Raw genomic sequence first — 26,086 nt, 5'->3', positions numbered from 1 at the left:
GCGCCTCAGCGAAAACGGGCGGCGGATTGTCCGCCGCCCGGGTCCCCGTCTATCCGCCCAGCGCCCAGCTTGGAAGCCAGAGCACGATCCAGGGGAAAACCACACAGAGGAACAGCCCCAGCACCTGCAGCGCCACGAAGGGGATGATGCCCTTGTAGATCATCTGGATCTTGACCTCGGGCGGGGCCACGCCCTTGAGGTAGAAGAGCGCGAAGCCGAAGGGCGGGGTCAGGAAGCTGGTCTGCAGGTTCACCGCCACCAGGATCAGGAACCAGATGACGATCGGGTTGGAGATCCCCGCCCATTCGCCGACATGGCCGCCGAAATCCAGAAGCGCCACGATGGGCGCGAAGATCGGCAGCACGATCAGCGTGATCTCGATCCAGTCGAAGAAGAAGCCCAGCGCAAAGACCATGGCCATCAGGACGAACAGGATCGACCAGGGGCCGACGCTGGAATTCTGGATGAATTCGACGATCAGATGCTCGCCGCCGATGGATTTGAAGACGAAGCTGAAAGCCGTCGCGCCGACGAAGATGCCGAACAGCATCGCCCCGGTCAGGGCCGAGCGGTAGCAGACATCCTTGAACGTCTCCCAGGTGAGGCGCCGGTTGAACCAGGCCAGCAGCACCGAGCCCGCGGCCCCCACGCCCGAGGCCTCGGTCGGCGTGGCGAGGCCGGCGAAGATCGAGCCCAGCACGGCGAGGATCAGGAAGATCGGCGGCAGGAACGACCGGAAGATCATCCGCCAGAACTCGCCCCTTGTGGCCGGGCCGATCTCGTCCGGCATCGGCGGGGCGAGATGCGGCTTCCAGCGGCAGAGGAGGAAGATGTAGAGCGTATAGAGCAGCGCCAGCAGCAACCCCGGCACGATGGCGGCGATGAAGACGGTCCCCACCGGCACCGACAGCAGGTCGGACATGATGACCAGCATGATGGACGGCGGGATCAGGATGCCCAAAGTGCCCGAGGCGGCGATGGTGCCGGTGGCCAAGGGGATCGAGTAATTCGCCTTCATCATGACGGGCAGCGCCATCAGCGTCATCATCACGACCGAGGCGCCGATGATGCCGGTGGTCGCGGCCATGATCGTGCCCATCAGCGTGACCGACAGCGCCAGCCCCCCCGGCACCTTGCGCAAGAGCACCTGCAGCGCCTCCAGCAGGTCGGTGGCGACGCCGGATTTCTCCAGCATCGTGCCCATGAAGGTGAACATCGGGATGGCGACCAGCACGAGGCTCGCCATGGTCCCGCCGTAGATCCTCAGCGGCACCAGCTGGATCTGGTCCAGCCGGAACACCCCCGCCCAATCGCCCAGCACGGCGAAAAGCAGCGCGATCCCGCCGAGGATGAAGGCGACCGGGTAGCCGGTGAAGAGCACGATCGCCAGCACGCCGAACATGATCAGCGGCATGTAGTAGATGACATTTTCCATGCGGGGCGCTCCGGTCAGGCGTCGGCGGGTTGGGTGGGGGGATGATCGCCCGCGTATTGGCCCGAGGCCGCGCGCAGGCTGGAGGGCCCGAAGAGATAGACCAGGCATTTCAGCGCCGCCGACAGCCCCGCCAGCGCCACGAAGACAAAGCCCACCGGCAGCATGCCCTTGATGATGAAGCGATGCGGCAGGCCGGTCAGCGCGTCCGAACCCTCGCCGATGTTGAAGGCCCTGAGCGCGTTCTCGGTGCCGTATTCGATGACCACATAGCAATAGGGCACCAGAAACAGCAGCGCGCCGAACAGCTCGACCCAGGCCCGGGTCCGCGGCCGCAGCGTGTCGCGCACCAGCTCGATGCGGACATGGCTGTCCTTGACGTAGCCATAGCCCAGCGCCAGCAGGAAGAGGACGGAATGCAGATGCCATTCCATCTCTTGCAGGCGGGTCGAGGTGAACATCTTGTACCAGTCGGTGGTGGTGAAATCGGGGTTGTAGCCCAGATATTTGCGCTGGAAGACGTCGTAGAGGATAATCAGCATCATCGGCACGAAGAGGAAGGCCGCGGCCTTGCCCACCACGGTGCAGGCATGGGCCAGATGGTCCGAGGCTTGCAGCATGTAGGCCGAGGCGCCCTCACGCGCGCCCCGCAGCGCCAGCACCGCCATCACCACGAAATAGAGCGTCACCGCAAGCAGCAGGGGCGTCGCATAGGGCACCAGCGGCTCGAAGAAATCGAGCGTCGCCTGCGCCGCTTCCCAGCCCTCGCGCTGGCGGCGCACAAGGCGCGCGAGCCCGTTCAGCTGGGTCTGGGTCAGCGCCAAAGGCGTCGCGATCATGACCGAGGACCAGCCCAAGAGCGTCGCCGCCATGAACCAGCCCGGCGCGGCCCGCATCAGCCAGGCCAGCAGATGCGAGACCAGGATCACCCCCAGCGCGTAGAAAACCCACATCGACGTGGGATCGACCACGACGATGACGGCCGAAGCCGCGATGGTGAGGATCGACAATAGCGTGCCCATGGCCGGCCTGCCCCTTCGTTCGTCGAATATGCGTGCGAAAACGGGGCATCCCGGCGGGATGCCCCCATTTCAGGCCAGGGACGGGTCAGTCCAGATAGGCCAGGTCACGCCACCGGGCATAACGCTGCCGGAAGTTGGTGTAGCTCTCGTACACCCGGGCGAAGTCGGCGTCCTCGCCGGCCAGCTCGGCGGCCACCTCTTCCCAGGCGGCTTCCAGCCGGCCCAGGTCCTCGTCCGACCAGCGGTGGATCTGCACGCCGTGCTCGTTCTCCAGCGTCTCCAGCGCGTCGATCTGGATCGCCTCGCCCTCGGCCAGGCCAAAGGCGATGTTGGCGTCGCAGATCGTGTTGATCATCTGCTGCTGATGCTCGGACAGGCTTTCCCACAGGTCGAGGTTGATCATCAGGTCGAAGAAGGTCGATTGCTGGTGCCAGCCGGGGAAATAATAGTGCTGCGCCACCTGATAGAAGCCGAGGTTGAGGTCGATGGCCGGCATCGAGAACTCGGTCGCGTCGATGGTGCCCAGTTCCAGCGCCGGGAAGATGTCGCCGCCGGCCAGCAGCTGGGTCGAGACGCCCATCCGCTCCATCACCTTGGCGCCCAGACCGAAGAAGCGCATGGTCAGGCCGCGCAGCTCGTCGGTGTTGTGGATCTCGTTGCGGAACCAGCCCGAGGCCTCGGGCGCGATCACGGCGCAGATCACCGAATGGATGTTGTGGGGCTCGTAGAGTTCTTCCAGGAATTCCTGCCCGCCGCCGAATTTCATCCAGGCGAGGTATTCCGACGCCCGGGGCCCGAAGGGCACGGCCGCCAGCAATTGCAGCGCCGGAACCCGGCCCGCCCAATAGCCGGGCGTGGACCACCCCGCCTCGACCGCGCCGGAACCGACCGCGTCGAACACCTCGAGCGCGGGGACCACGCCACCGGGGTTCTGGAAGGTGACCTCGATCTCGCCGTTGCTGAGCTGGGTGATCATGTCGGCGATACGGATTCCGAGCGTGCCAAGCTGCGGCAGCGACCCGGCATAGGTCGATTGCAGGTTCCAATGCTGCTGAGCCTGAGCGGCACCCGCCGTCAGCCCGGCGACAAGCGCCGAGGTGGTAAGAATTTTTTTCATGTTTCTCTCCCTGGTGTGCGGCTCTTGTCCGGGACGGAGTCTCCCCTTTCCGTCGTCGGCGGCCGCGTGTTTAGCCGAACATGAAGAAAGCGTTGCGTCAAGCCTCGTGCTGAGCCCGATGTGGCCAATTCGACAGGCGCCTGCTCCATGCCTCAAGTGGTAAAATGAATTTACCAACCTGTCCAAGGAAAAATTGCCCCGCCCCGACGACACCGGCCCGCGGTCAGGACCGGGGGGTCAGGTGCAGCCAGATCCCCTCGGCCGCGCGCACCGTCAGCTGCGCCTGCGGCACCGGCACGCGGCCCTCGACCGGGGCCAGCCGCAGGTCGCGGGCGATCATCGCCAGAATGAGCGGTCCCTCGACCATGGCCAGCCCCGCCCCGGTGCAGACCCGCGGCCCGGCCGAGAAGGGAATGAACCCGTCCCGCGCCGATGCCCGCCCCTCGGGCGTCTGCCAGCGCGCCGGGCAGAAGGCATCGGGATCCTCCCAGATCGCCTGATGGCGGCCCAGATGCCAGGGGCTCACCACCACCTGCGCGCCGGTCTCGACCCGGCGTCCGCGGAATTCGGCGGGACAGGCGGCCTCGCGCACCATCATTGGCACCGGCGGGTAAAGCCGCAACGCCTCGCGGAACACGTCGCGCGCCAGTCTCAACCGGCTGACGGAACCGAAATCGGGGGTCAGCTCGCTCGCCGCTTCCTCGGCCAGCCGGTCCTGAAGATCGGGGTCCAGCGCCAGCAGGTAAAGCGCCCAGCCCAAAGCCGAGGCCGAGGTCTCGTGCCCGGCCAGAAAGAACACCGCCACCTGATCGACCATCTCGGCATCGTCGAAGGGCCGCCCGTCCAGCGGGTCGGCCATGGTCATGATCTTGGTCGCCAGATCATCGGGCGCGCGGCCCTCGGCGATGGCCCGGCGCCGCGCCGCCACCAGATCGCCGATCAGCCCCCGGATCCGCCGCGCCGCCCTGAGCGTCGCCCGGCGATGGAACCGCGGCATCCAGCGCGGCAGCGGCAGGAAGGCCGCCAGGTTTATCAACGGCTGCGTGCCCTGATAGGCGCGAAAGGCGCCGAAGACCGCGCTGGCGGTGCGGTCTTCGATCGGCACGGAAAACAGCGTGCGGAAGATGACATCGGCCGTCGAATGGCTCATCTCGGCCTCGACCTCGACCGGCGCGCCCCCCGCCCGGGCGCGCAGCCGCGCCACCGTCGCCTCCCCCGCCGCCCATATCGCCGGGAAGGTGTCGCGCAGCCGCCCGCCCTCGAAGGCCGGGTCAATGATCCGCCGCTGCCGCTGCCAGAGCGCGCCATTGGTCAGGAACACCCCCTGCCCCAGCAGCGGCTCCAGCCCCGCCGCCATCCGCGGCGACTTGGGGAAATCGCCCGGCGCTTCGGTCAGCACCCGCTTCCAGAGCACCGGTTCATTGACCAGAAAGGTGTGCAGAAACGGGATGCGGAACTCGGCCATCTTGGCGCGGTAGAGCCGCTCGGGATTGGCGCTGAGGATGTCGCGGCGGAAATTTCGCAGATACCGGAAGAAGGCGAAGCGCCCCTGCCGCGAGGGGGGCTTGGGCGGGACGATCACGGCAGGCTCCGGTGCGGCGAATAGACCCGCCGCTCGACCTGTGGCGAGGGGGCGCGGCCGCGGTAACGGTCGGCCAGCAGCATGGGCCCGGCGGTGATCTGGAAATAATCGTAATCACGGGGGCGCTCGAAGGCGGCCAGATACTGGATGTGCAGACGGAAGAACTGCCGCCGGATCCGGCGCCATGTCTCGGGCGCCAGCGTCTCCGAGAAAGCGGCGGAGAAGACCAGTGGCTGATGCTGATCGTCGGGCGCCACGCCGCAGACGGCGGGCGGGTCGGTCAGCCAGAAACAGACCCCGTCGCCCCGGGCGCTGACATCAACCCAGGTGACGGCCCGGCTGGCGGCCAGCTGGCGCAGGTCGGCGCGCAATTGCCGCGCCTCGGGCAGGAAGGCCTGCATCGGGATCGCCTGGCCGAGGGTGAGAAGCGCGAGCCGCGCGCCGGTCTCGGGCAGCCCCCGCCGCTCGACCGCCGCGACGATGGCCACCGCCAGCGCCGCGCCCGAGGAATGGCCGACCACCAGCACCTCGTCATGGCCCTCGGCCAGCGCCGCCGCCACCTCCTCGGCAAAGCCGTCAAGCCGCGCCTGCAGCGCCGCGCCAAAGGCGCCGCGATGCTGCGCCACCTGGGCGAAATCATAAAGCATGTAATAGGCGAAAAGCCGGGTATCGAGCTTGCGGAACCCCTGCATGACGCCCGCCAGCGCCAGCGCCCCCAGGCCCGCGCCCAGCAGTTGCCCGGCCAGCCCGCCGACCAGCGCCTGCGCCCCCCCCCAGACCAGCGCCAGCGCCAGAAGCCCGAGGATCAGCTGCCCGGTCAGCATCCCCACCGGCCAGGCGCCGGTCAGCATCGGCCCGGGCCGGAGCCGTATCATCGCCCCCAGCGCCCCGGTCGAGAAGAAGATCCAGAGCGTGCGCACCAGCAGCAGATAGGTGGCAACGACACCCCGGCGCATGGATTGCTGCACCAGATCGGCCCAGACCAGCACCTGCACCCGCGCCTCGGCCGGCTGGTCTCCAATCCGCGTCTCGACCCGCCAGACATAGGCGCCGCTGCCGGTCTCGGCCTTCATGGCGAATTCGTAGCCACTGATCCGGGCCTGGGCCGCGCCCTCCTTGCGGTAGAACTCGCGGTAGCGGCGGGGCGGGAAAGGATCGTAGCCCGGCACGTAGAAAACGCGCCGCTTGAACCCCGTCCCGCTCGCCCCGTCCATGCCTGCCTCACGCCGTTTTCCGAAGGCTACGCGAATCCCGGGGCGCTGGAAACCCGCTGCGGCAAAGGAGGGGGGCCGTCCGCCCTCCTCTTGGCCTGACGGCCTGGTCCGGCCCTCCGCTCGCGCTTCGGGCGTTCGGGCCTGACGACGCGCCACTGGCGCCTCGTCCGGGCGGCCCTCACCCCCGAGGATATTTGACGCGCAAAGAAGGCGGCTTAACGCCCTCTTGATCTTCATCTTTGTTCTCCAAATATCCTCGGGGGTTTCCAAAGGGGGCCCGAGGGTCCCCTTTGGCGGGGGGCGCGGGGGGCTGGCCCCCCGCCTCCTGCGGCATTGGCGCAGGCCCCCTTTCCGTCCCAGGGCGGCGGGCTATGTTGCCCCCGACAGCAGCGGAGGCGAGATGGTCAGGGTTCTGTGGATGGCGGCGGGCGGGCTGGCGCTGCTTCTGGGCGTGGTGGGGATCGTGCTGCCGCTGCTGCCGACCACGCCCTTCCTGCTGCTGGCGGCCTTCTGCTTCGCCCGCTCCTCGCCGCGGCTCGAGGCCTGGCTGCTCGGCCATCCCCGGCTCGGCCCGCCGATCCGCGACTGGCGGGTCGAGGGCGCGATCTCGCCCCGGGCCAAGACGCTGGCCATGATCGCTATCGCCGCCACCTTCGGCCTCAGCCTGGCGCTGCAGCTCCCGGCCCGCGTCCTGTGGATCCAGGCCGCGACGCTGGGCGCCGTCACGCTCTTCATCCTGACCCGGCCGAACCCGGGCCGCGGCGCCAAGCCGGGCTCCGGTCCTTGACACCGGCCCCGGGGCGGCGTTTCGTGGCACCCTGATTTCGGCGGGGGACCCTCTTGATCCAGCAATTCCTGAGACTTGCCCGGCTGCTCGACCGGCTGACGCTGGCGCTGGCCTGCCTTGCGGGGGCGACATTGGTGCTGATGGTGCTGGTCAATGTCGTGCTGCGCTACGGCTTCGGCACCGGCTCGATCAAGATGCAGGACCTCGCCTCCTATGCCTTCGCGGTCTTCCTGATTCTGGCCGTGCCGCTGTGCCATGCGCGGGGCGGCCATGTCCGGGTCGAGGTCCTGTCCGAGCGCCTGCCGCCCGGCTATCTGCGCCGCGCCGATGCGCTGGCCTGGGCGCTGTTCCTGACGCCGGTCTTCGGCCTGATCCTCTGGGCGGGCTGGGGCGACATCGCCTTTTCCTGGTCGATCGGCGAGGGCTCGACCACGCCCGGCGGCCTTGGCGGGCTCTATCTGGTCAAGACGGCGCTGCCGGTCGCGGCGGCGCTGATGATCGTCCAGGGCCTCGCCGCCCTTTTCGAGAAGCGCGGCGCATGAGCGGGCAGGAAATCATGCTGCTCGTGCTGTTCGCCGGGCTCTTTGCCGGGATCCTGTCGGGCATTCCGGCCATGCTGGCGATTGCCGGCGTGCCCTTCGTCCTGGCGGTGGGTGCGGCGCAATTCGGGCTCTTCAACCTTGATTTCCTGGCCAATTTCCCGTCCCGGGTGCAGGGGATCATGGCCAATACGCTGCTGATGGCGGTCCCCCTCTTCGTGCTGATGGGCGTCTTTCTGGAGCGCGCCAATCTCGCCGAGCGGATGCTGAGGGTGCTGGCGCGCCTGCTGGGAGGCTCGCCGCTGGGGATGGCGCTGTCGGTGCTGGCCTTCAGCACCATCATCGCCGCCTCGACCGGCATCATCGGCGCCACCATCGTCATGCTGGTGATGATCGCCCTGACGCCGATGCTGGACTCGGGCGTACCGAAGCGGCAGGCGGCGGGGTTGATCTGCGCCTCGGGCACGCTGGGGCAGATCATCCCGCCCTCGATCCTTCTGGTGCTGCTGGGCGACCAGATCGGCAACACCTATCTGGAGGCCCAGCAGCGGCGCGGCAATTTCGCGCCGGATCCGGTGTCCGTGGCCGACCTTTTCGCCGGTGCCCTGGTGCCGGGGCTGCTGCTGGTCGGGCTCTATGCGCTGTGGCTGCTGGTCACGCTGCGCCCGGGCCGGGCCAAACGGGTCGGCGAGCGCCAGCCGGTCGCCGCCACCGAGGTCGTATTCACCTTCCTGCCGCCGCTCTTGCTGATCCTCGCCGTTCTGGGCTCCATCCTCGGCGGCATCGCCACCGCGACCGAGGCCGCGGGGCTGGGCGCGGTCGGCGCCGGGCTGATGGCCGCCTTCGCCACCACCGCGCAGCGCTGGGAGCGGGCGGTGATCGGCATCGCCGGGCTTGCCGCCTTCGCACTGGTGGCGCTGAAAGTGGCGGGCGTCGGCCGCAGCGGGCTGGGCGAGGCGGCGTCGGTCGCCGCGGCGCTGCTGCTCGCCGCGGGCGTGCTGGTGGCGATCTGGCGGCTGACCCGGGGCCGGATGCTGGGCGGCGCGATGGTCGAGACGATCAAGATCTCGGGCATGGTCTTCGGCATCGTCATCGCCGCCTCCATGCTGTCGCTGGTGTTCCGCGGCTTTGGCGGCGAACGCGCCGTCGAGCATCTGACCCGCGAATTCCCGGGCGGCGAGATGGGGGCGCTGCTGGCCGTCATGGTCATCGTCTTCCTGCTGGGTTTCATCCTGGAAGCCATCGAGATCATCTATATCGTCGTGCCGCTGCTGGGCCCGGCGGTGCTGGCCGGTGACATCTCGCCCGTCTGGTTCGCGGTCCTGATGGCGATGAACCTGCAGACCTCGTTCCTGACCCCGCCCTTCGGCTTCGCGCTCTTCTATTTCCGGTCCGTGGCACCACCGCAGATCACGACACTGGACATCTATCGCGGCGTGGTGCCCTTTGTTCTCATTCAGATCCTGGCGCTGGCCATGGTCTACCTGTTCCCGGGGCTGGCCACCTGGCTACCCCACCAGATGTTCAACTGAGGAGGATTTCCATGGAACGCAGAACCTTCCTGAAGGGCGGCGCCGGTCTCGCTGCCGCGGGCGGCCTCGCCACCCCTGCGCTGGCGCAGGAGCGGATCGAATGGGCCATGCCCTCGTCCTTCCCGAAACCGGCGCCGGGCGTCGGCACCAATGCCACGCGCTTCGCCGAACTGGTCGAGACGCTGTCCGCCGGGCGGATCGTGATCGAGGTCTTCGGCGCGGGCGAACTGGTGCCGCCTTTCGCGGTCGAGGATGCGGTGCAGGCGGGCAACGCCCCCATCGGCCATGGCACGCCCTATTACGCCGCCTCGAAGACGGCGGCGGCGCATTGGTTCACCGGCGTGCCCTTCGGCCTGACGGCGAACGAGCATTACGCCTGGCTGAAATGGGGCGGCGGCCAGCAGATCTGGGACGAGATCTATGCCGAGCGCAACCTCAAGCCCTTCTATTCGGGCAATTCGGGCACCCAGGCAGGCGGCTGGTTCAAGACCCGCATCGAGTCGCTGGCGGACCTGCAGGGCCTCAACATGCGCATCGCCGGCCTCGGCGGCGAGATGATGCGCAAGCTGGGCGTCAACGCCATCCTGATGCCCGCGACCGAGATCTTCCAGTCGCTGCAATCGGGCGCCATCGACGCGGCCGAATGGGTCGGGCCGCTGCTGGATCAGGCCTTCGGCCTGCAGCGCATCACCAACCTGTGCTACACCCCCGCCTTCGCCGAACCGGGCGCGGCGCTGCAAGTGGTGGTCAATACTGAAGTCTGGGCCGGGCTCGCCGACGACCTGAAAGCCATCGTCGAGGCGGCGGCCATGCAGGCGTCGATGGAGACGCTGGGCCAGTTCGACTATTTCAACGTCGGCGCCATGCAGCAGCTGACCGAGGCGGGCGTCGAATTCCTCGCCTTCCCGGAGGACGTGGTCGCGGCGATGAAAACCGCCTGGGCCGAGGTCAAGGAAGAACAGCGCGCGGCCTCGGCCGATGCGGCGCGGGTGCTGGAAAGCTACGAGGCCTTCGAGGCGGGCGCGATCCCCTATGCCAACGCCTTCGTCGGCCGCTACCTGGCGGCGCGCTGAGCCGGAAAAAGAAGGAGGGGGGCCGTCTGCCCCCCTCTTGGCCTGACGGCCTGGTCCGGCCCTCCGCATCCGCTCCGGGCGTTCGGGCCTGACGACGCGCCACTGGCGCCTCGTCCGGGCGGCCCTCACCCCCGAGGATATTTGCAGCGCAAAGAAGGCGGCATAACGCCCTCTTAATCTTCATCTTTGTTCTCTAAATATCCTCGGGGGTTTCCAAAGGGGGCCCCGAGGGTCCCCTTTGGCGAGGGGGTGCGGGGGGCGAGCAGCCCCCCGCCTCTTGCGTCTCTGGGGGCTGGCCCCCCGCATGCTTCATTGCCCGGCGAGCTGGTCGATCATCCCGCGGAACTGCGCCAGCTGGTAGCCGTATTTGCCCGCCGCCGCGATCAGGTCATCCGTGGGCACCCGGCCCGCATTGGCCAGCGCCCAGACGATGGACGAGCGGTTGCCCGAGGCGCAATAGGCCAGGACCGGACCTTCGGCTTCGTCGATCGTGTCGCGCTGGATCTCGACATTCTCCATCGTCAGCTGGCCGGGAAAGACCGGGTTCACCACGAAGCGCAGGCCCGCCGCCTCGACCGCCGCGCGCATCGTCTCGGCGTGCAGATCCTCGGGGATCTCGGGGTCGGGGCGGTTGCAGATCACCGTCCGGTAGCCCGCCGCCTTGATCGCGGAAAGGTCCTCGGGGGTGATCTGCGGGGTGACGCCGTAGCTGTCGGTGAGCGGGCGGATATCCATGGCGGGCGCGTCCTGTCTGGGTCTGGGTCAGCCGAGGGCCTGGGCCATGGCGTTGAAGCGCAGGCGGAAGGCCGGGGCCACATACATACCGGCAAACATCGACACGAGGAAGACCGCGCCGCCGACGCCGCCCCAGCTGATCGAGGCCATGGCCGGGCCGGGGCAGAGCCCGACAAGCCCCCAGCCCGCGCCGAACATCAGCGAACCGATCATCAGGTTGCGGTCGATCTCGGCCTTGGGTTTGCCGGGCAGGTCGCTGCCCAGCAGCGAGCGGGCGCGGCGCGCGGCCACGGCCCAGGCCAGCATCATCGGCAGGATGGCCCCGCCCAGCACGAAGGCGAGCGTCGGATCCCAGTCGCCGAAGATGTCGAGCCAGCCCTGCACCTTGGTGGTGTCAGTCATGCCCGAGACAAGGAGGCCCGCGCCGAACAGGCTGCCGGCGATCAGAGAGGTGATGTTGCGCAGCATGTCAGATGGACCCGAAGAGATGGCGGAAGACGATGACGGCCAGGCCGCCGGCGACGAGGTAGAAGATGGTGGCGGCGATGCCGCGCAGCGAGAAGCGCGAGATGCCACAGACGCCGTGCCCCGAGGTGCAGCCATTGGCCAGCCGCGTCCCCACGCCGACCAGCAACCCCGCCAGCACCACGGCCGGCATGTTGTCGGTGATATGGGTCGCGACCGGGGCGGTGAAGAGCGGCTTCAGCAGCGCCGGCATCAGCGCCAGCCCCGCGACGAAGGACAGGCGCTCGGCCCAGGTGCTCCAGCCGGTGCGGTCCACAAGGCCGCCGACGATGCCCGAGGCGCCCATGATGCGGCCGTTCACCAGAAGGTAGAAGGCCGCCGCAGAGCCGATCATGAGACCTCCGGCGAGGCCCCAAATCCAGTCGATTTGCATGATGATTTCCCGTTTCCGTGCCCGTTTTGCGGGGGCATCTGGTGGTTTGGCATGGGGGTTTGCCGCGGGCGTGCCGCGCGGGTCGGGCCGGGGACGCTGCCGCCCCCTGCCCCGCCTGTCGTCAGATCCCGTTGACCGGCACCTTCAGATAGCTGATCCCGTTATCCTCGGCCGGCGGCATCTGGCCCGCGCGCATGTTGACCTGCAGCGAGGGGATGATGAGCCGCGGCATGGCCAGCGTCGAATCCCGCTGGGTCCGCATCGAGACGAATTCATCGGCCGGTTTGCCCGCGCCCACGTGGATGTTGAAGGCCTTCTGCTCGGCCACCGTGGTTTCCCATGCGTATTCGTCGCGCCCCGGGGCCTTGTAATCATGGCCGACGAAGATGCGGGTCGCCTCGGGCAGCGCCAGGATCTTCTGGATCGACTGGTAGAGCGTCTCGGCCGAGCCGCCGGGGAAGTCGCAGCGCGCGGTGCCGAAATCGGGCATGAAGAGCGTGTCGCCGACAAAGGCCGCATCGCCCACCACATAGGTCAGGCAGGCGGGCGTATGGCCGGGCGTGTGCAGAACATCGCCCCGCAGCTGGCCGATGTGGAAGCTGTCGCCCTCCTTGAACAGCCGGTCGAATTGCGAGCCGTCACGCTGGAACTCGGTCCCCTCGTTGAACACCTTGCCGAAGGTGTTCTGCACCACGGTGATGTTCTCGCCGATGCCGATCTTGCCGCCCAGCTGCTCCTGGATATAGGGCGCGGCCGAGAGGTGGTCGGCGTGGACATGGCTTTCCAGCAGCCACTCGACCTCGAACCCCCTCTCTTTCACGAAAGAGATCACCGCGTCGGCCGAACGGGTATCGGTCCGCCCCGAGGCATAGTCGAAATCCAGCACCGAATCGACGATGGCGCACTTGCTGCTGGACGGGTCACGCACAACATAGGTGATGGTGAAGGTCGCTTCGTCGAAGAAGCCATAGACTTCGGGTTGCATGGGGATCTCCACATTCCGTTTGCTGCATGTAATATACAGGTCGGGATTCACATTACAAGATTTGAATGTGAATATTTGACATGGATCATGCAGGATTCTGCGCGTCATGCCAGTCTAACGCCGCAAGCTCAGAGGAGAAGCCCGATGTCCGCGTTCACTGCCAAGGAATTGTCGCATCACAAGGGGCGTCTGGTGGCCCGTCTGGCCGAACTCGATTCGCGCCTGCACGGGATCGAGGACGAGCTGATGTCGCACCAGTCCCGCGACTGGGAGGACCTGGCGACCGAGCGCGAGAATGACGAGGTGCTGACCTCGCTGGGCGACGAGGGCAAGCAGGAGCTGCGCGCCATCCTCGCCGCGCTGAAACGGCTGGGCGAGGGCGAATACGGCTTTTGCGTCACCTGCGGCACGCGGATTTCCGACGAACGGCTGGAGGTCCTGCCCGCGACGCCCTTCTGTCGCGATTGCGCGCCCTGAAACCGGGCGGCGCGGGCGGAAAATACCCCCTGAAGTGTTGCGGTAGCCGCTGACGTTTCGTCTAATGGCGAAAAAGCCGTCAGGAGACGCCGTGAACCGCCAGAATGCCCCGCTCGCCGCCCCGGGCCTCGTGCAGCGCCGCGATCGCGAGGGGGTGGCGGTGCTGCGCCTGAACGGGCCGGACGGCAACCGGATGAGCCCGGCCCTGGTCGGTGATCTGGCGGCGGCGCTGGAGGCGGTTCTGACCGATCCCGTCATCACGGGCGTGGTGCTGACCGGCGGCGCGCAGGGGTTCTGCGCCGGAGCCTTCGCCGATCTGCCGCTGCCCGGCCCCGATCCGCAGACCCTGCCGCCGGTGATGGCGGCGCTGGCCGATCTTTGCGACCGGATCGAGGGCGCGGCGAAGCCCGTGGTCGCGGCGCTGAGCGGGCGCGTGGCGTCAGGCGGGCTGGCCCTGGCGCTGGCGGCCGAGGCGCGGATCGCCGCGCCGGGCACGGTGTTCCTCTGCCCCGAGGCGCGGCTCGGCCGACTGCCCCCGGGCGGGGCGGCGGTGCGGCTGGCCTGGCGGGTCGGCGCGGGACCGGCGCTCACGCTGATCGGCGGCCGGGCGATGGGCGCCCGGAACGCCCTGGCGGCGGGCCTGGTCGAGGCCGTCGTGGACGACCCGGTTGCCGCCGCCATCGCCCGGGTGCTCGACCTCGTCCCGGCGCCGCGCAGCCGCGCCCGCCCCGGGCTTGACGACCCCGCCGGTTTTGCCGGGGCGCTGGCCGAGGCCCGCGCCGCCCTCCCCGCCCCCCTGCCGTCGCACCGCCTGCCCGACCTCTGGCTGCTCGACGCGCTGGAGGCGGCGCAGCTTTTGCCGCCGGAACAGGCTTTGGCCTTCGACCGGGCCCGGGCCGAGGACGCCACCCTGCGCCCCGAGGCGCGGATGCTGGCCCATGTCGCCCTCGCCGCCCGCCGCGCGCAGGAACCCGAACCGCGCCCGGTCGATGGCGCCGTCTGCCTGGCGCTGGACGCGCCGACCGCCGCCCGGCTGGTGCCGATCCTCTTGCGGGAGGGGGTGAGCGTGCTGGTCATGGGCCGCGACCGCGAGACGCTGGCCGCGACGCTGGAACGGGTGGCCGAGGCGCAATTCGCCCAGGTCCGCGCCGGGCGCCTGACCCAGGCCGAGGCCGAGGAGGACTGGACCCGCGTCGCCGGGCGGCTGCGGCTCGACCCCGATCAACCGCCGGCTGTGGCGCTGGCCGATGCGGCGCATCTGGCCTGGCTGGAGGCGGCGCTGCCGGCCAATGTGCCGCTCGCCGCCTGGGAGCCGGCCTCGGAGTGGCTGGCGGGTCTCGCCCATCCCGAGCGGGCGCTGGCGCTGCTGCCCGCGCCGACCCGGCCGGTGCGGCTGTGCGAACTGGTCGAGCGGGGCCCGGAAACGGCGCCGGTGCGGGCGCCCCTCACGGCGCTGGCGCTGCAAGTGCGGATGACCGCGCTGCGGGTGCAGGAGGGGCCGGTGCTGACCCCCCTGATCCGCGCCGCCGCCCGTGCCGCCGCCCGGCTGCGGGCGCTCGGCGCCCGTCCCGAGGCGCTGGCCGCGGTCGAGATCCTGCCGCAGGGTCTGGCCGAGGGTCAGGCGGCCGAGGACCGCGCGGATCTGCCTCTGCCCCTCGACCGGCTGGTCCTGCTGGCGGTGGTGAACGAGGGGATGCGGCTGCTGGCGGCCGGGCGGGCGCTCAGGCCCTCGGATCTGGATCTGGCGCTGGTGATGGGCGCGGGCTGGCCGCACTGGCGCGGCGGGCCGATGGCCGAGGCCGATGCGCTGGGGCCGATGGTGCTGCGCCACGACTTGCGCATCGCCGCGGCGCTGGATCCCGACCTCTGGACGCCCGAGCCGATCCTTGACGAGATGATCCGCCGCGGCTGGCGTTTCGCCGATCTGAACGAGACGACTCCGGCGTGAGCGGGGGCACGACGGTGGGATGAAATCCCACCCTACGGGCCCCCTCCGGCACCGACGCGCCACATCGCGTGCTTCGCCCTGCTCCCTCACAGCGCGGGATCGGCGCTCCGACATCCGGCAGCCGTCAAGCTCGGGCCGGGAGACCTTGTCGTTCGGCATGCCATTGCCGGTTCCGGCGCCGGGGCCCGGTGCGTGCCAGCACGCACCCTACGGGTCGCCCCCATCCCGCCGTAGGGTGCGTGCTGGCACGCACCTTGGCTGCCCCCTCACTTCGGGTGCTTCGCCTTGCATTCCCAGCGCCCGGACTCGCGGCTCCAGTATTCCGCCGCCACCCCGGCCCCGGTCAGCGCCCGCCATTGATCCCGGGCCCGGGCCACGGCCGCCTCATCCATGCCGTCGAAAACGACGCAAAGCCGGTCGACCGCCTGCGCCTCCTCCGCGCCGACCTCGGCCCCGTCCAGCGTCACCAGACAGCCCGGCCGGTTCGGCAGCGCCGCCACCGTCTCGGCCGTCCAGACCAGCAGGCAGGGCTGGTCCCCGTCATGCGGCCCGCCCGCCATGCCATGCGGCAAGAAGCCCTCGCCCAGCCACAACAGCCGGTCCAGCGCCTCCATCCGTCCACGGTCCACGCCCCGCAGCGCCACCTTGAGCCCGATCTCCTGCGCCTTGCCGATCAGCTGCGGCAGCAGCGCCTCCACCGGGTCGCGCGTCAGGTGATAGAAGCGGGCGACGGCCATCCTCAGCCCTCGAACCTTGCCCGGACCAGCGCGTCGAGCGTCCTGACGCCCCAGCCCGAGGCCCCTTTCGGCGCGAAATCCGTCTCGGCCGCGGTATAGGCCACGCCTGCGATGTCGAGATGCACCCAGGGCTGACCCTTCTTGACGAAGCGTTGCAGGAACTGCGCCGCGGTGATGGCCCCGCCATAGCGCCCGCCGGTGTTCTTCATATCGGCCATGGTGCTCTTGATCAGCTTGTCATAGCCCGGCCCCAGCGGCAGGCGCCAGACGCCCTCGCCCTGATCGGCGCCCGCTTTCAGCAGCGCCTCGCAGAGCGGATCGTCGTTCGAGAAGACCCCGGCATTCTCGGCCCCCAGCGCCACCACACAGGCCCCGGTCAGCGTGGCAAGGTCGATCATCGCCGCGGGCTGGAACCGTTCCTGCGCGTACCAGAGGACATCGGCCAAGACGAGCCGCCCCTCGGCGTCGGTGTTGATGATCTCGATCGTGTCGCCCTTCATGGAGGTGACAACATCCCCCGGCCGTTGCGCCTTGCCGTCGGGCATGTTCTCGACGAGGCCCACAAGGCCCACGACATGCGCGCGTGCCTTGCGCGCGGCCAGCGCCCGCATGGTCCCCGCCACCACCGCGGCGCCCCCCATGTCGGCGATCATCTCCTCCATCCCGCCCGCGGGCTTGATCGAGATGCCGCCGGTGTCGAAAACCACGCCCTTGCCGACCAGAGCCAGCGGCGCCCCCTCGGCGCCCTTCCATTCCATGACCACGACCTTGGACGGGCTCTCGGACCCCTGCCCCACGCCCAAGAGCGCCCGCATGCCGAGTTCCTCGAGCTGCGGCTCGTCCAGCACCTCGACCGTGAGGCCGAGATCGCGCATCGCCTCCAGCCGGGCGGCGAATTCGGTGGTGGTCAGGATATTGGCCGGATCGTTGACCAGATCGCGGGTGAAATGCACGGCCTCGGCCAGGGTCAGGGCCGTGGCGCATTCCGCCTCGGCCGCCGCGGGATCGGCGACCTGGAACGCGATCGCCCCGGGGGCCTTCGGTGCCTCGGCCCGGCGGGCATAGCCATAGGCCCTGAGCGCCGCCCCCTCGACCAGCGGCGCGAGGCCGCGCAGCGCCCGTGCGAGGACCAGCGCCCCCGCCGGTTTCAGCGCCTTGCCGATGGTCGCGCCCGCCTTGCGCAGGATTGCGGCCTCGGCCTTTTTCGGCAGCTTGACCAGCAGGACCGCGGCGGCCTTGAGCCCCGCAGGAAAGGCCAGCGCCAGCCCTTCGCCCGGTGCCAGCCCCTCCCAGCCCTCGGCGGTGACCACCCGGGCGAGCGCCCCCCGCATCAGCCGGTCGAGGCGCCGGGCCTCGGCATCGAGGGCGAGATCGGCGAAGGCGACGATCAGCCCGTCATGCGCGGCGAGGGCGGCGGGATCGGGGGCGGAAAAGCGGATCGCGGGCGGGGCCATGGCTGTCTCCTCGGGCTCGGTCGGGCGAACCCTAGGCGCGCGGGCGGGGGAAGCCAAGGGGGCGGGCGCCACGGGGCGGCCGGGGAACCGGGGGCCAGCCCCCGGACCCCCGGGATATTTGAGGAACGAAGATGGGGGGCGGGGCGCGTCGCGGGAGAGCGGGGATCTGCCTCAGGGCGGGCCCGGGCGGTGGAGGTGGGCGGCAGGCATGCCGTTGTTCGTCTGGCTGGAACCGGGGCGCCGCGCCGCATTAACCTTATTGAAAGGCAAACGCGGTGGCGGGGGCACCTGTCGACCGCTCCGGCCCGCCGCGACGGTCTCGCCGTCCGGGACCGGCGTCACCTTTCTGGAGGGGCGCCGGATGCCCGGCTGGATCAGGGCAAGGCGGGGCGATCTGGCGGCGGACGGCTGGCCGGGGCGCTTTCCCCAATCCGCCGGTTGACCAGGTCACCGCAACGGGGCGCCAAGCCTCTGACACCCTCTGACACCCGGAATGCCGGCCCGCAGGTCAGGTATCCTGCGGCTGATGGTCCTTGCTCCCTGCCGCCTCGGACACCGCCTGCCGGATCGGCTTCGCCCGGGCGACGGCGCGGACATGCCAGCCCCGACGATCCCGCGCCCGACAGCCGTCTCGCCCGCTCGGCGCAATCCCCGGCGCGCAGGTCCCGCGCTGCGCCGGGCCCCGGACGGTCCACCGCTTGCCCCTTCTTTGTTCCCCCAATATCCCGGGGGGTCAGGGGGGCTGGCCCCCCGGTTCCGCCCCCTCCCACCGCGCCCCGCCCCGGGCCACGGAAATCGCGGTTCCCCCGGCAGGGGAAAGCGTCTAGATTGCCGCGACTTGGAGCTTTGGAAGGGGCGCGCGTGACGCGGCTGGATCGCTATATTCTGGCGCAACTCCTGTGGGTGTTCGGCTTTTTCTCGCTGGTGCTGGTCTCGGTCTACTGGGTGAACCGGGCTGTGCGGCTGTTCGATCAGCTGATCTCGGACGGCCAGCCGATGTCGGTGTTCCTCGAGTTCACCGCGCTCAGCCTGCCGATGCTGATCCGCACCGTGCTGCCGATCTCGGCCTTCGTCGCCGCGACCTATGTCACGCTGGGCCTGTTGCGCAACAGCGAGATGTCGGTCTTGCAGGCGGCCGGGATCTCGCCCTTCCGCATCGCCCGGCCGGTTGTCGTCTTCGGTCTGATCGTCACCGCCTTCCTGACGCTGCTCATGCATTTCCTGATCCCCGAGGCCCGGGCGGAACTGGCGCGCCGCCAGGTCGAGGTGGCGCAGAACCTGACCGCCAGCCTGTTGCAGGACGGCGTCTTCCAGCATCCGGCCGAGGGAATCACCTTTTTCATCAACGAGATCACCGAGGACGGCACGATGCGCGGCATCTATCTGTCCGACGCCCGCAGCCAGTTGCAGCGCATCGATTACACCGCCCGCACCGCCCTGATCGTCCCCGAGGCGACGGGGCCGAAGCTGGTGATGATCGACGGGCAGGCGCAGGTCCATGACCAGCGCAGCGGGCGGCTGTCGGTCACCGGGTTTGGCGATTTCACCTATGACCTCAGCTCGATGGCCGGGCCCGCCGGGCGCGGACGCTCGGTGCAGGAGCTGACTTCCTCCGAACTCATGTCCCCCACCCCCGCCCTGCTGGCCGAGACGCGGGCCAGCGAGGCGCAGTTCCGCTTCGAGCTGGTCTCGCGCTTCGTCGACGGGTTCGCGGCGGTGGCGGCGGCGCTGATCGGCTTTTCGGCGCTGATGGCGGGCGGGTTCAGCCGCCTCGGCTTCTGGAAGGAGATCGTGCTGGCGGTGGTCCTGATGGCGCTGGTGCAATCCTTGACCAATGCGCTGGCCGGTCCGGCCATGCGGCAGGCGAGCCTCGCCTGGCTGGGAGCGATCCCGCTGGCGCTGGCGGTGGCGGCATCCATGGGCCTGATCGGCTGGGCCACCCGGCGGCGGCGGGTGAAGCCATGACGCTGGGCCTGTACCTCGTCCGCCGTCTGGCGTTGAGCTTCGCGCTGATCGGCGCGGTCTTCTTCGGCATGCTGCTGCTTTTCGAAGTGGTCGAGATGATGCGCCGCTTCGGCGGCAGCGAGACGCCGATGCGCGAGATCGTCTGGCTCTCGATGCTGCGGGTGCCCGCGACCTTCTATCAGATCCTGCCGCTGCTGGTGATCCTGTCCTCGATGGCGCTGTTTCTGGGCCTTGCGCGGTCCTCGGAACTGGTGGTGATCCGCTCGGCGGGGCGCAGCGCCATGCGGATGCTGCGCGAGCCCTTTCTGGCCACGCTCCTGTTCGGGGCGCTGACGGTGGCGGCGCTGAACCCCCTGGCGGCGGCGGCGACGCGGGCCTATCAGGCGCGGCTTGCCGCCCTGCAGAGCCCCGACCAGCAGGCGCAGATCAGCCTCGAGGGCTCGGCCCTCTGGATGCGGCAGGGTGACGAGCGCGGCCAGACGGTGATCCGGGCGCAATCGGTCGAGCCTGACGGGCTGGGCTTTCGCAACGTTTCGTTCCTGCTGTTCGAGCGTGACACCGGCGTGCCCCTGATCCGCATCGAGGCCGAGAGCGCGCGGCTGGTGCCGGGGCGGTGGCTGTTGACCGAGGCCAAGCGCTGGGACCTTTCCGCCGGCAATCCCGAGCGCGACGCCCAGACCTATCTCTCGCTGGAGATGGAAAGCGACCTGACCGGCGAGCGGATCCGCGAGAGCTTCTCGCGCGCGGGCACGCTCAGCGTCTGGGACCTGCCGGGCTTCATCCGGGCGCTGGATCGGGCGGGACTGTCGTCGCGCCCGCACCGGGCGCAGTTCCAGGCGGAGCTGGCGCTGCCGATGCTGATGGCGGCAATGCTGATGGTGGGGGCGGTGTTGTGTTTCAGGCACACGCGCGCAGGCGGTGCGGGCATCCGCATCCTGCTCACGGTTCTGGCCGGTTTTGCCCTGTTCTTTCTGCGGAATTTCGCGCAGGTTCTGGGGGAGAATGGCCAAATACCGTTGTCCTTGGCGATTTGGACACCACCGATAGCTTCCATGCTGCTTGCGCTTGGGGTATTGCTTCATCTGGAGGACGGATAGGGACAGGCATGGCGCAGATCAGGCAAGCCCTGAGCAGGATCGCGGAGGCGACCCGGTCGCAACTGACCGCGGCCGGTCTCGGCCTGCTTGTCACTCTTCCCCTGCCTGCGCTGGCGCAGACGCAGCCGGCCACGCTGATGGCCGATCAGGTCTTCGTCGACAGCGCCGGGCGTCTGGTGGCCGAAGGCGCGGTCGAGGTCTGGCACGGCTCGATTCGCCTGACTGCCGGGCGCGTGGTCTTCGACCGGCGCCGCGACACGCTGGAGATTGCCGGTCCCATCACCCTCAGCAACGGCCCCGACCAGGTTGTGCTGGCGGATGCGGCCCAGCTTGCGCCCTCGCTCAGGGCCGGGATCGTCACCGGCGCGCGGGTGGTGCTGGACCAGCAGATGCAGATCTCGGCCGCCCGGATCGAGCGCGGCACCAACGGCATCAGCCAGATGGATGCGGTCATTGCCTCGAGCTGCCCGGTCTGCGCCTCGAACCCGACGCCGTTGTGGGAGATCCGCGCCCAGCGCGTGCGCCATGACGAGACCACGGGTCGGCTGGAATTCGAACGCGCGCAGTTCCGCTTTGCCGGGGTGCCGATCTTCTATGCGCCCCGCCTCAACCTGCCTGCGCCGGGCGTGACCCGGGCCCCGGGCCTGCTGCGTCCCGAGATCAGCCTCGACAGCCAGCTGGGCCTGTCGATCGGCCTGCCCTATTTCATGCCGCTGGGCGACAGCCAGGACCTGACCCTGACGCCTCGGGCCTCGACCAACGGCATGGTCTCGCTGGGGTTCCGCTGGCGCATGGCGCGGCAGAACGGCGGGATCGAACTGGGCGGCCAGATCTCGCATGACGGCATCGTCACCGACAACCTGCGGGGCTATGGCTATGTCCGGGCGCTTTTCGCACTTGGCAACCACTGGACGCTGACCGCCGACCTGCTGGCGGCCTCGGACCGGACCTATCTCGAGACCTACAACATCGCCGACAATGCGCGGCTGCACGGCCATGCGACGCTGGAGCGGATCACCCGCGACCAGGCGGCGCGGCTGCGGCTGCTGGGCTTCTATTCGCTGCGCGCGGCGGATGTAAACGACCGGCTGCCCAACGCGGTAACCGAGGCCACGCTGGAACAGCATCACGGCGTCGGCGGCGGCGATCTGACGGTCGATCTGGGCGCGCGCGCCTTCTGGCGGCAATCCTCGATGGACGGCATCGCCGGGCGCGACGTGGCGCGGGCGCATCTGGCGCTGGGCTGGCGGCGCAGCGTCATCATGGCGGGCGGCATCGTCGCCACCGGCGCGCTTCAGGGCCGGATCGACCATGTGCGGGTCTCGGATGATGCGACCTATCCCGACCCGGTGAACCGCCGCGTGCTGCAAGGCATGGTCGAGCTTCGCTGGCCCCTGGCCCGGGTCTCGGACAGCGGGGTGCGGCATGTGATCGAACCCGTCATGCAGGTGATCGGCGCCCAGCGCCGGGGCGGCGCCCTGCCCAACGACGACCATACGATGCCGGAACTGGACGCGGGCAACCTCTTTGCCCTGACCCGCTATTCGGGCGAGGACGCGCCCGACGACGGCAGCCGCATCAACGCGGGCCTGCGCTGGGCCCGCCACGACCCCAGTGGCTGGACCTCGGAGACGCTGATCGGCCATATCTGGCGCCGCGCGCCGCTTCCGGGCTTCGACCCGCTGCACGAACAGCCCCTGGGCGGCATCAGCTCGGACTGGCTGCTGGCCGGACGGCTCAGCAACAACGACGGGCTCAGCCTGACCGCGCGCCTCTTGCTCGACCCCGACAACACCGCGCTGCGCCGGGCCGAGACCAATCTTGCCTGGCACTGGGACCGGACCCGGCTGTCGACGACCTATCTGTACCTGCCCGCCAGCACCTTCGAGGACCGCGCCGTCGATCTGGCCGAATGGTCGGTCGACGTGACCCGCCGGTTTGACAGCGGCTGGGCCACCACGGTCGGCTGGGATTACGATTTCGGCCAGAACATCTTTGCCGCCGCGCGCACCGGCTTTACCTTCAGCAACGAATGCCTGTCCCTCGACATGACGCTTGCACGGCATTTCGTGACGGCGACGAACCCCTCGGCCTCGACCCGCTTCGACCTCAGGATCGAGCTTCTGGGTATCGGCGGACGCGCGCCCAGCACTGGCGGCCGCACCTGCCGGACCTGAGCCGCCCCCTTTTCATCCGCCTTCCGACCCGCTAGGCCGGAGGCACGGCACGACGAACAGAAAGACCTCTGCGATGCGAGCTTCGCTTTTCCGCCCTGCCCTCCTTGCCGCGGCCCTGGTGCTGGGCTCGGCCCTGACCGCGCCGCTGACGGCGACCCCGGCGCGGGCGCAATCGCCCTTCGCGGCGGCGCTCTATGTCAACGACGACGCGATCACCAATTACGACATCACCCAGAAGATGCGGTTTCTGGAGTTCATTGGCGCCCAGGGCGACAACCCGCGCGAGCGTGCCATCGAGCGCCTGATCGAGGACCGTCTGCAAATGCAGGAGGCCGCGCGGCTGGGCGGACGCCTGACGCCCGATCAGGTCACCGCCGGGATGAACGAATTCGCCGCCCGCGCCAACATCACCGCCGACGAGATGATCGAGCGGATGGCCCAGGCCGGGATCGACCGCGAGACCTTCGAAAGCTTCATCCGCTCGGGCGTCCTCTGGCGCGAACTGGTGGTGGCGGTCTATGGCCGGACCATCACCATTTCCGACGCCCAGATCGACCAGGCGCTGTCGGTCGAAGGCGTGCAGCCCTCGACCGAGGTGCTGATCTCGGAGATTTTCCTGCCCTCGGACCCGCAATTCGCCGAACAGGTGTCGCGGATCATCCCGCAGGTGCAGCGCATCCGCACCGAGACCGAATTCGCCAATGCCGCGCGTCAGGTCTCGGCCGCGCCCTCGGCCACCAGTGGCGGGCGCGTCGAGCGCTGGATCGACCTGGGCGGCCTGCCGCCGGAACTGGCCACTGCCTTTTCCAGCGCCGCGCCCGGTACGGTGATCGGTCCGATGGAGATGCCCGGCGCCTATGCCTTCTTCCAGCTGCGCGCGCGCCGCGATTCCCGCGCCGTCTCGGCCGAGGCGACGGAGCTCGATTACCGCATGGCGATGCTGCCCGGCGGCCGCAGCGAGACCAACCTCGCCCGCATCGCCCGGATCCGCGAGGGGACCGACAGCTGCGTCGATTTCGACGCCCGTGTCCTGCGCGAGGCGCCTGAACTGCCGACCGATGCCGTCCAGCACCTCACCCAGCCGCTGACCAGCCTTTCCAGCGCCGTGCGGACCGAGCTTGAGCGCCTCAACCCCGGCCAGATCAGCGCCAATCTGGTGCAGGACAACGCCCTGATGGTGCTGATGCTCTGCGCCCGGACCATTTCCGGCGAGAATATCCCTCCGCGGGCGCAGGTGCGCGAGGGCCTCATCAACCGGGCGCTCGAGGGGCAGGCGATGGTCTATCTGCAACGGCTCAGGGCCGAGGCCGACATCCGGTATCCGTGATGCCCGCGCCCCTCGCCGTCACCTCGGGCGATCCCTCGGGGATCGGGCCGGAACTGGCGGCCCGCATCGCCCGCGACGGGGCCCCGGCGCCGATGGTCTGGATCGGCGATCCGCGCCACCTTCCCGAGGGCACGCGCTGGCAGGCGGTCGATGACCCGGCCCAGCCGGTGCCCGGGGGCGTGCTGGCCGTGCTGCCCCTGACCTTCGCCGCGCCCGCCCGGCCCGGCCGGCCCGATCCGGCCAATGCCGCCGGCACCATCGCCGCGATCGAGCGGGCGGTGGCGCTGGTACAGGCGGGCGAGTGCTCCGCCGTGGTCACCGCGCCCATCAACAAGAAGGCCCTGAAGGACGGCGCCGGTTTCGCCTTCCCCGGCCATACCGAATTCCTCGCCCATCTGGCGGGCGGGGCCGAGGTGGTGATGATGCTCGCCTGTCCCGAGCTGCGGGTGGTGCCGGTCACCATCCACATCCCGCTGGCCGAGGTTCCCCGGGCGCTGACCCCCGACTTGCTGTCGCGCTCGATCGAGATCACCCATGCGGCGCTGCAACGCGACTTCGGACTGGCCGAGCCGCGGCTGGCGCTGGCCGGGCTGAACCCGCATGCGGGCGAAGGCGGCGCCATGGGGCGCGAGGAGCTGGATTTCATCGCCCCCCTGATCCGCCGCTATCAGCACGCCGGAATGCAGATCACCGGCCCCCTGCCCGCCGATACGATGTTCCATCCGGCGGCCCGGGCGCGCTATGACGCGGCGCTCTGCATGTATCACGATCAGGCGCTGATCCCGATCAAGACCATCGACTTCGCGGGCGGGGTCAATGTGACGCTGGGCCTGCCCTTCGTGCGCACCTCGCCCGATCACGGCACGGCCTATGACATCGCGGGCCGCGGGCTGGCCGATCCTGCCTCGATGCGGGCGGCCATGGTCATGGCCTGGGACATGGCGCTGGCCCGGACCTGAGGGGGCCGCACGGTGCGTGGAACCACGCACCCTACGGGCGGTAGGGTGCGTGCTCGCACGCACCGCCCCCATCCCCCTTGCCATGCGCCGCGTTTTGCCGCATCCGGTCGGCATGGCCCAGATCGACAATCTCCCCCCCCTGCGCGAGGTGATCGCGGCGCATGGCCTCGACGCCCGCAAGGCGCTGGGGCAGAACTTCCTGCTGGATCTGAACCTGACCTCGCGCATCGCCCGGGCGGCCGGTGACCTGAGCGGTTCGGACGTGCTGGAGGTCGGGCCCGGCCCCGGCGGACTGACCCGAGGCCTTCTGGCCGAGGGCGCGCGCCGGGTGCTGGCCATCGAGAAGGACGCCCGCTGCCTGCCCGCCCTGGCCGAGATCGCCGCCGCCTATCCCGGCCGGCTGGAAGTGATCGGCGGCGACGCGCTGCAGGTCGATCCCCTTCAGCACCTGACCCCGCCGATCAAGGTGGTAGCCAACCTTCCCTATAACGTCGGCACCGAATTGCTGGTGCGCTGGCTGACCCCGCCGTCCTGGCCGCCCGTCTGGACCACGCTCACGCTGATGTTCCAGAAGGAAGTGGCCGAGCGCATCGTCGCCCGCCCCGGCAGCAAGGCCTACGGCCGCCTCGCGCTTCTGGCGCAATGGCGGACCGAGGCGCGGATCGTGCTGACCCTGCCGCCCGGCGCCTTCACCCCGCCGCCCAAGATCGACTCGGCCGTGGTGCATCTGACCGCCCTGCCCGAGCCGCGCTTTCCCGCCTCCGCAAAGACCCTGGAACGGGTCGTCGCCGCCGCCTTCAACCAGCGGCGCAAGATGCTCAGGGCGGCGCTGAAGGGGCTCGATCCGCAGATCGAGGCGCGTCTCGAACGGCTGGGAATCGCGCCCACCGCCCGCGCCGAAGAGATCGACCTCGAGGCCTTCTGCGCGCTGGCCCGCGACTTCGGCTGATTATCCTAAAAATTTAAGCAATTTCAGGGCGTCACCCGGACAAGCCCTGCGATTGGCCCGGATACCGGGGACGGTTTGTT

Annotated in this window: 23 protein-coding genes; 12 read left to right on the top strand and 11 right to left on the bottom strand. The window is 69.5% G+C overall.

The genetic code is table 11. From position 1 onward, the window contains the following. Positions 1-49 precede the first annotated feature (49 nt). The 5 genes from DDE23_RS12520 to DDE23_RS25060 form a co-directional block, all read right to left on the bottom strand. Complete coding sequence (locus DDE23_RS12520) at positions 50-1,435, bottom strand: TRAP transporter large permease (protein WP_107752084.1); 1,386 nt, start codon at positions 1,433-1,435, stop codon at positions 50-52. A gap of 14 nt (positions 1,436-1,449) precedes the next feature. After that, positions 1,450-2,454: a TRAP transporter small permease subunit gene (locus DDE23_RS25415; protein ID WP_202863258.1), complete on the bottom strand. Its 1,005-nt coding sequence runs from the start codon at positions 2,452-2,454 to the stop codon at positions 1,450-1,452. 85 nt (positions 2,455-2,539) lie between these two features. Then, a complete protein-coding gene (locus DDE23_RS12510) occupies positions 2,540-3,571 on the bottom strand; it encodes a TRAP transporter substrate-binding protein (RefSeq protein ID WP_107752083.1) in 1,032 nt (343 codons plus the stop codon). A 223-nt stretch (positions 3,572-3,794) separates the two neighbouring features. Then, a complete protein-coding gene (locus DDE23_RS12505; RefSeq protein WP_107752268.1) occupies positions 3,795-5,150 on the bottom strand; it encodes a cytochrome P450 in 1,356 nt (451 codons plus the stop codon). Next, positions 5,150-6,367 carry a lipase family protein gene (locus DDE23_RS25060; RefSeq protein WP_107752082.1) on the bottom strand — a complete coding sequence of 406 codons (1,218 nt, stop codon included), beginning with the start codon at positions 6,365-6,367 and terminating at the stop codon, positions 5,150-5,152. Before DDE23_RS25060 ends, DDE23_RS12505 begins: the two co-directional genes overlap by 1 nt. 400 nt (positions 6,368-6,767) lie before the next feature. On the opposite strand from DDE23_RS25060, the gene DDE23_RS12495 reads away from it, so the two are divergent. The 4 genes from DDE23_RS12495 to DDE23_RS12480 are packed head-to-tail and all read left to right on the top strand — an operon-like array spanning position 6,768 to position 10,298. Then, on the top strand, positions 6,768-7,154 hold the full coding sequence (locus DDE23_RS12495; RefSeq protein WP_107752081.1) for a YbaN family protein: 387 nt from the start codon (positions 6,768-6,770) through the stop codon (positions 7,152-7,154). Between the two features lie 53 nt (positions 7,155-7,207). Then, on the top strand, positions 7,208-7,696 hold the full coding sequence (locus DDE23_RS12490) for a TRAP transporter small permease subunit (protein WP_238149970.1): 489 nt from the start codon (positions 7,208-7,210) through the stop codon (positions 7,694-7,696). After that, on the top strand, positions 7,693-9,225 hold the full coding sequence (locus DDE23_RS12485; protein ID WP_107752080.1) for a TRAP transporter large permease: 1,533 nt from the start codon (positions 7,693-7,695) through the stop codon (positions 9,223-9,225). The genes DDE23_RS12490 and DDE23_RS12485 overlap by 4 nt, the downstream gene beginning before the upstream one ends. Before the next feature lie 11 nt (positions 9,226-9,236). Next, the gene (locus tag DDE23_RS12480) at positions 9,237-10,298 is read left to right on the top strand and encodes a TRAP transporter substrate-binding protein (RefSeq protein ID WP_107752079.1); all 1,062 of its coding nucleotides are present in this window, start codon (positions 9,237-9,239) and stop codon (positions 10,296-10,298) included. Between the two features lie 309 nt (positions 10,299-10,607). Here DDE23_RS12480 and DDE23_RS12475 read toward each other — a convergent pair whose 3' ends face one another. The 4 genes from DDE23_RS12475 to DDE23_RS12460 form a co-directional block, all read right to left on the bottom strand. Next, entirely contained in the window at positions 10,608-11,033 is a 426-nt protein-coding gene (locus DDE23_RS12475; RefSeq protein ID WP_107752078.1) for a protein tyrosine phosphatase family protein, read from the bottom strand. Between the two features lie 27 nt (positions 11,034-11,060). Continuing rightward, the gene (locus tag DDE23_RS12470) at positions 11,061-11,501 is read right to left on the bottom strand and encodes a DUF6691 family protein (protein WP_107752077.1); all 441 of its coding nucleotides are present in this window, start codon (positions 11,499-11,501) and stop codon (positions 11,061-11,063) included. Between the two features lies 1 nt (position 11,502). After that, on the bottom strand, positions 11,503-11,931 hold the full coding sequence (locus DDE23_RS12465; RefSeq protein WP_107752076.1) for a YeeE/YedE family protein: 429 nt from the start codon (positions 11,929-11,931) through the stop codon (positions 11,503-11,505). A 121-nt stretch (positions 11,932-12,052) separates the two neighbouring features. Beyond that, on the bottom strand, positions 12,053-12,916 hold the full coding sequence (locus tag DDE23_RS12460; RefSeq protein ID WP_107752075.1) for an MBL fold metallo-hydrolase: 864 nt from the start codon (positions 12,914-12,916) through the stop codon (positions 12,053-12,055). 144 nt (positions 12,917-13,060) lie between these two features. Between DDE23_RS12460 and DDE23_RS12455 the strand changes: the two genes are divergently transcribed. Both DDE23_RS12455 and DDE23_RS12450 read left to right on the top strand, forming a co-directional pair. Beyond that, a complete protein-coding gene (locus tag DDE23_RS12455) occupies positions 13,061-13,393 on the top strand; it encodes a TraR/DksA family transcriptional regulator (RefSeq protein ID WP_107752074.1) in 333 nt (110 codons plus the stop codon). Between the two features lie 91 nt (positions 13,394-13,484). Then, positions 13,485-15,341 (top strand): enoyl-CoA hydratase-related protein, encoded by a 1,857-nt coding sequence (locus DDE23_RS12450; protein WP_170121846.1) that lies wholly within the window; start codon positions 13,485-13,487, stop codon positions 15,339-15,341. A 266-nt stretch (positions 15,342-15,607) separates the two neighbouring features. Here the strand turns inward: DDE23_RS12450 and DDE23_RS12445 are convergent, their stop codons facing one another. Beyond that, entirely contained in the window at positions 15,608-16,078 is a 471-nt protein-coding gene (locus tag DDE23_RS12445) for a DNA polymerase III subunit chi (protein ID WP_107752072.1), read from the bottom strand. Positions 16,079-16,080: 2 nt separating this feature from the next. Continuing rightward, positions 16,081-17,532, bottom strand: coding sequence for a leucyl aminopeptidase (locus DDE23_RS12440; RefSeq protein ID WP_107752071.1), 1,452 nt, complete (start codon positions 17,530-17,532; stop codon positions 16,081-16,083). An 861-nt stretch (positions 17,533-18,393) separates the two neighbouring features. On the opposite strand from DDE23_RS12440, the gene lptF reads away from it, so the two are divergent. The 6 genes from lptF (at position 18,394) to rsmA (ending at position 26,006) form a co-directional block, all read left to right on the top strand. Further along, a complete protein-coding gene (gene lptF / locus DDE23_RS12435; protein ID WP_107752070.1) occupies positions 18,394-19,497 on the top strand; it encodes an LPS export ABC transporter permease LptF in 1,104 nt (367 codons plus the stop codon). Then, positions 19,494-20,594, top strand: coding sequence for an LPS export ABC transporter permease LptG (lptG, locus tag DDE23_RS12430; RefSeq protein ID WP_107752069.1), 1,101 nt, complete (start codon positions 19,494-19,496; stop codon positions 20,592-20,594). Before lptF ends, lptG begins: the two co-directional genes overlap by 4 nt. An 8-nt stretch (positions 20,595-20,602) precedes the next feature. Next, positions 20,603-22,771, top strand: coding sequence for an LPS-assembly protein LptD (locus DDE23_RS12425; protein WP_107752068.1), 2,169 nt, complete (start codon positions 20,603-20,605; stop codon positions 22,769-22,771). Positions 22,772-22,844: 73 nt separating this feature from the next. After that, positions 22,845-24,098 carry a peptidylprolyl isomerase gene (locus tag DDE23_RS12420; protein WP_107752067.1) on the top strand — a complete coding sequence of 418 codons (1,254 nt, stop codon included), beginning with the start codon at positions 22,845-22,847 and terminating at the stop codon, positions 24,096-24,098. Beyond that, entirely contained in the window at positions 24,098-25,057 is a 960-nt protein-coding gene (gene pdxA, locus DDE23_RS12415) for a 4-hydroxythreonine-4-phosphate dehydrogenase PdxA (protein WP_107752066.1), read from the top strand. The genes DDE23_RS12420 and pdxA overlap by 1 nt, the downstream gene beginning before the upstream one ends. A 112-nt stretch (positions 25,058-25,169) precedes the next feature. Beyond that, entirely contained in the window at positions 25,170-26,006 is an 837-nt protein-coding gene (rsmA, locus tag DDE23_RS12410; protein WP_107752266.1) for a 16S rRNA (adenine(1518)-N(6)/adenine(1519)-N(6))-dimethyltransferase RsmA, read from the top strand. Positions 26,007-26,086 lie beyond the last annotated feature (80 nt).

This window comes from Pararhodobacter aggregans (assembly GCF_003075525.1).
GTDB lineage: Bacteria > Pseudomonadota > Alphaproteobacteria > Rhodobacterales > Rhodobacteraceae > Pararhodobacter > Pararhodobacter aggregans.
Note: the sequence above shows the minus strand (reverse complement) of the source record. Positions and strands in the feature narration are given on the sequence as shown.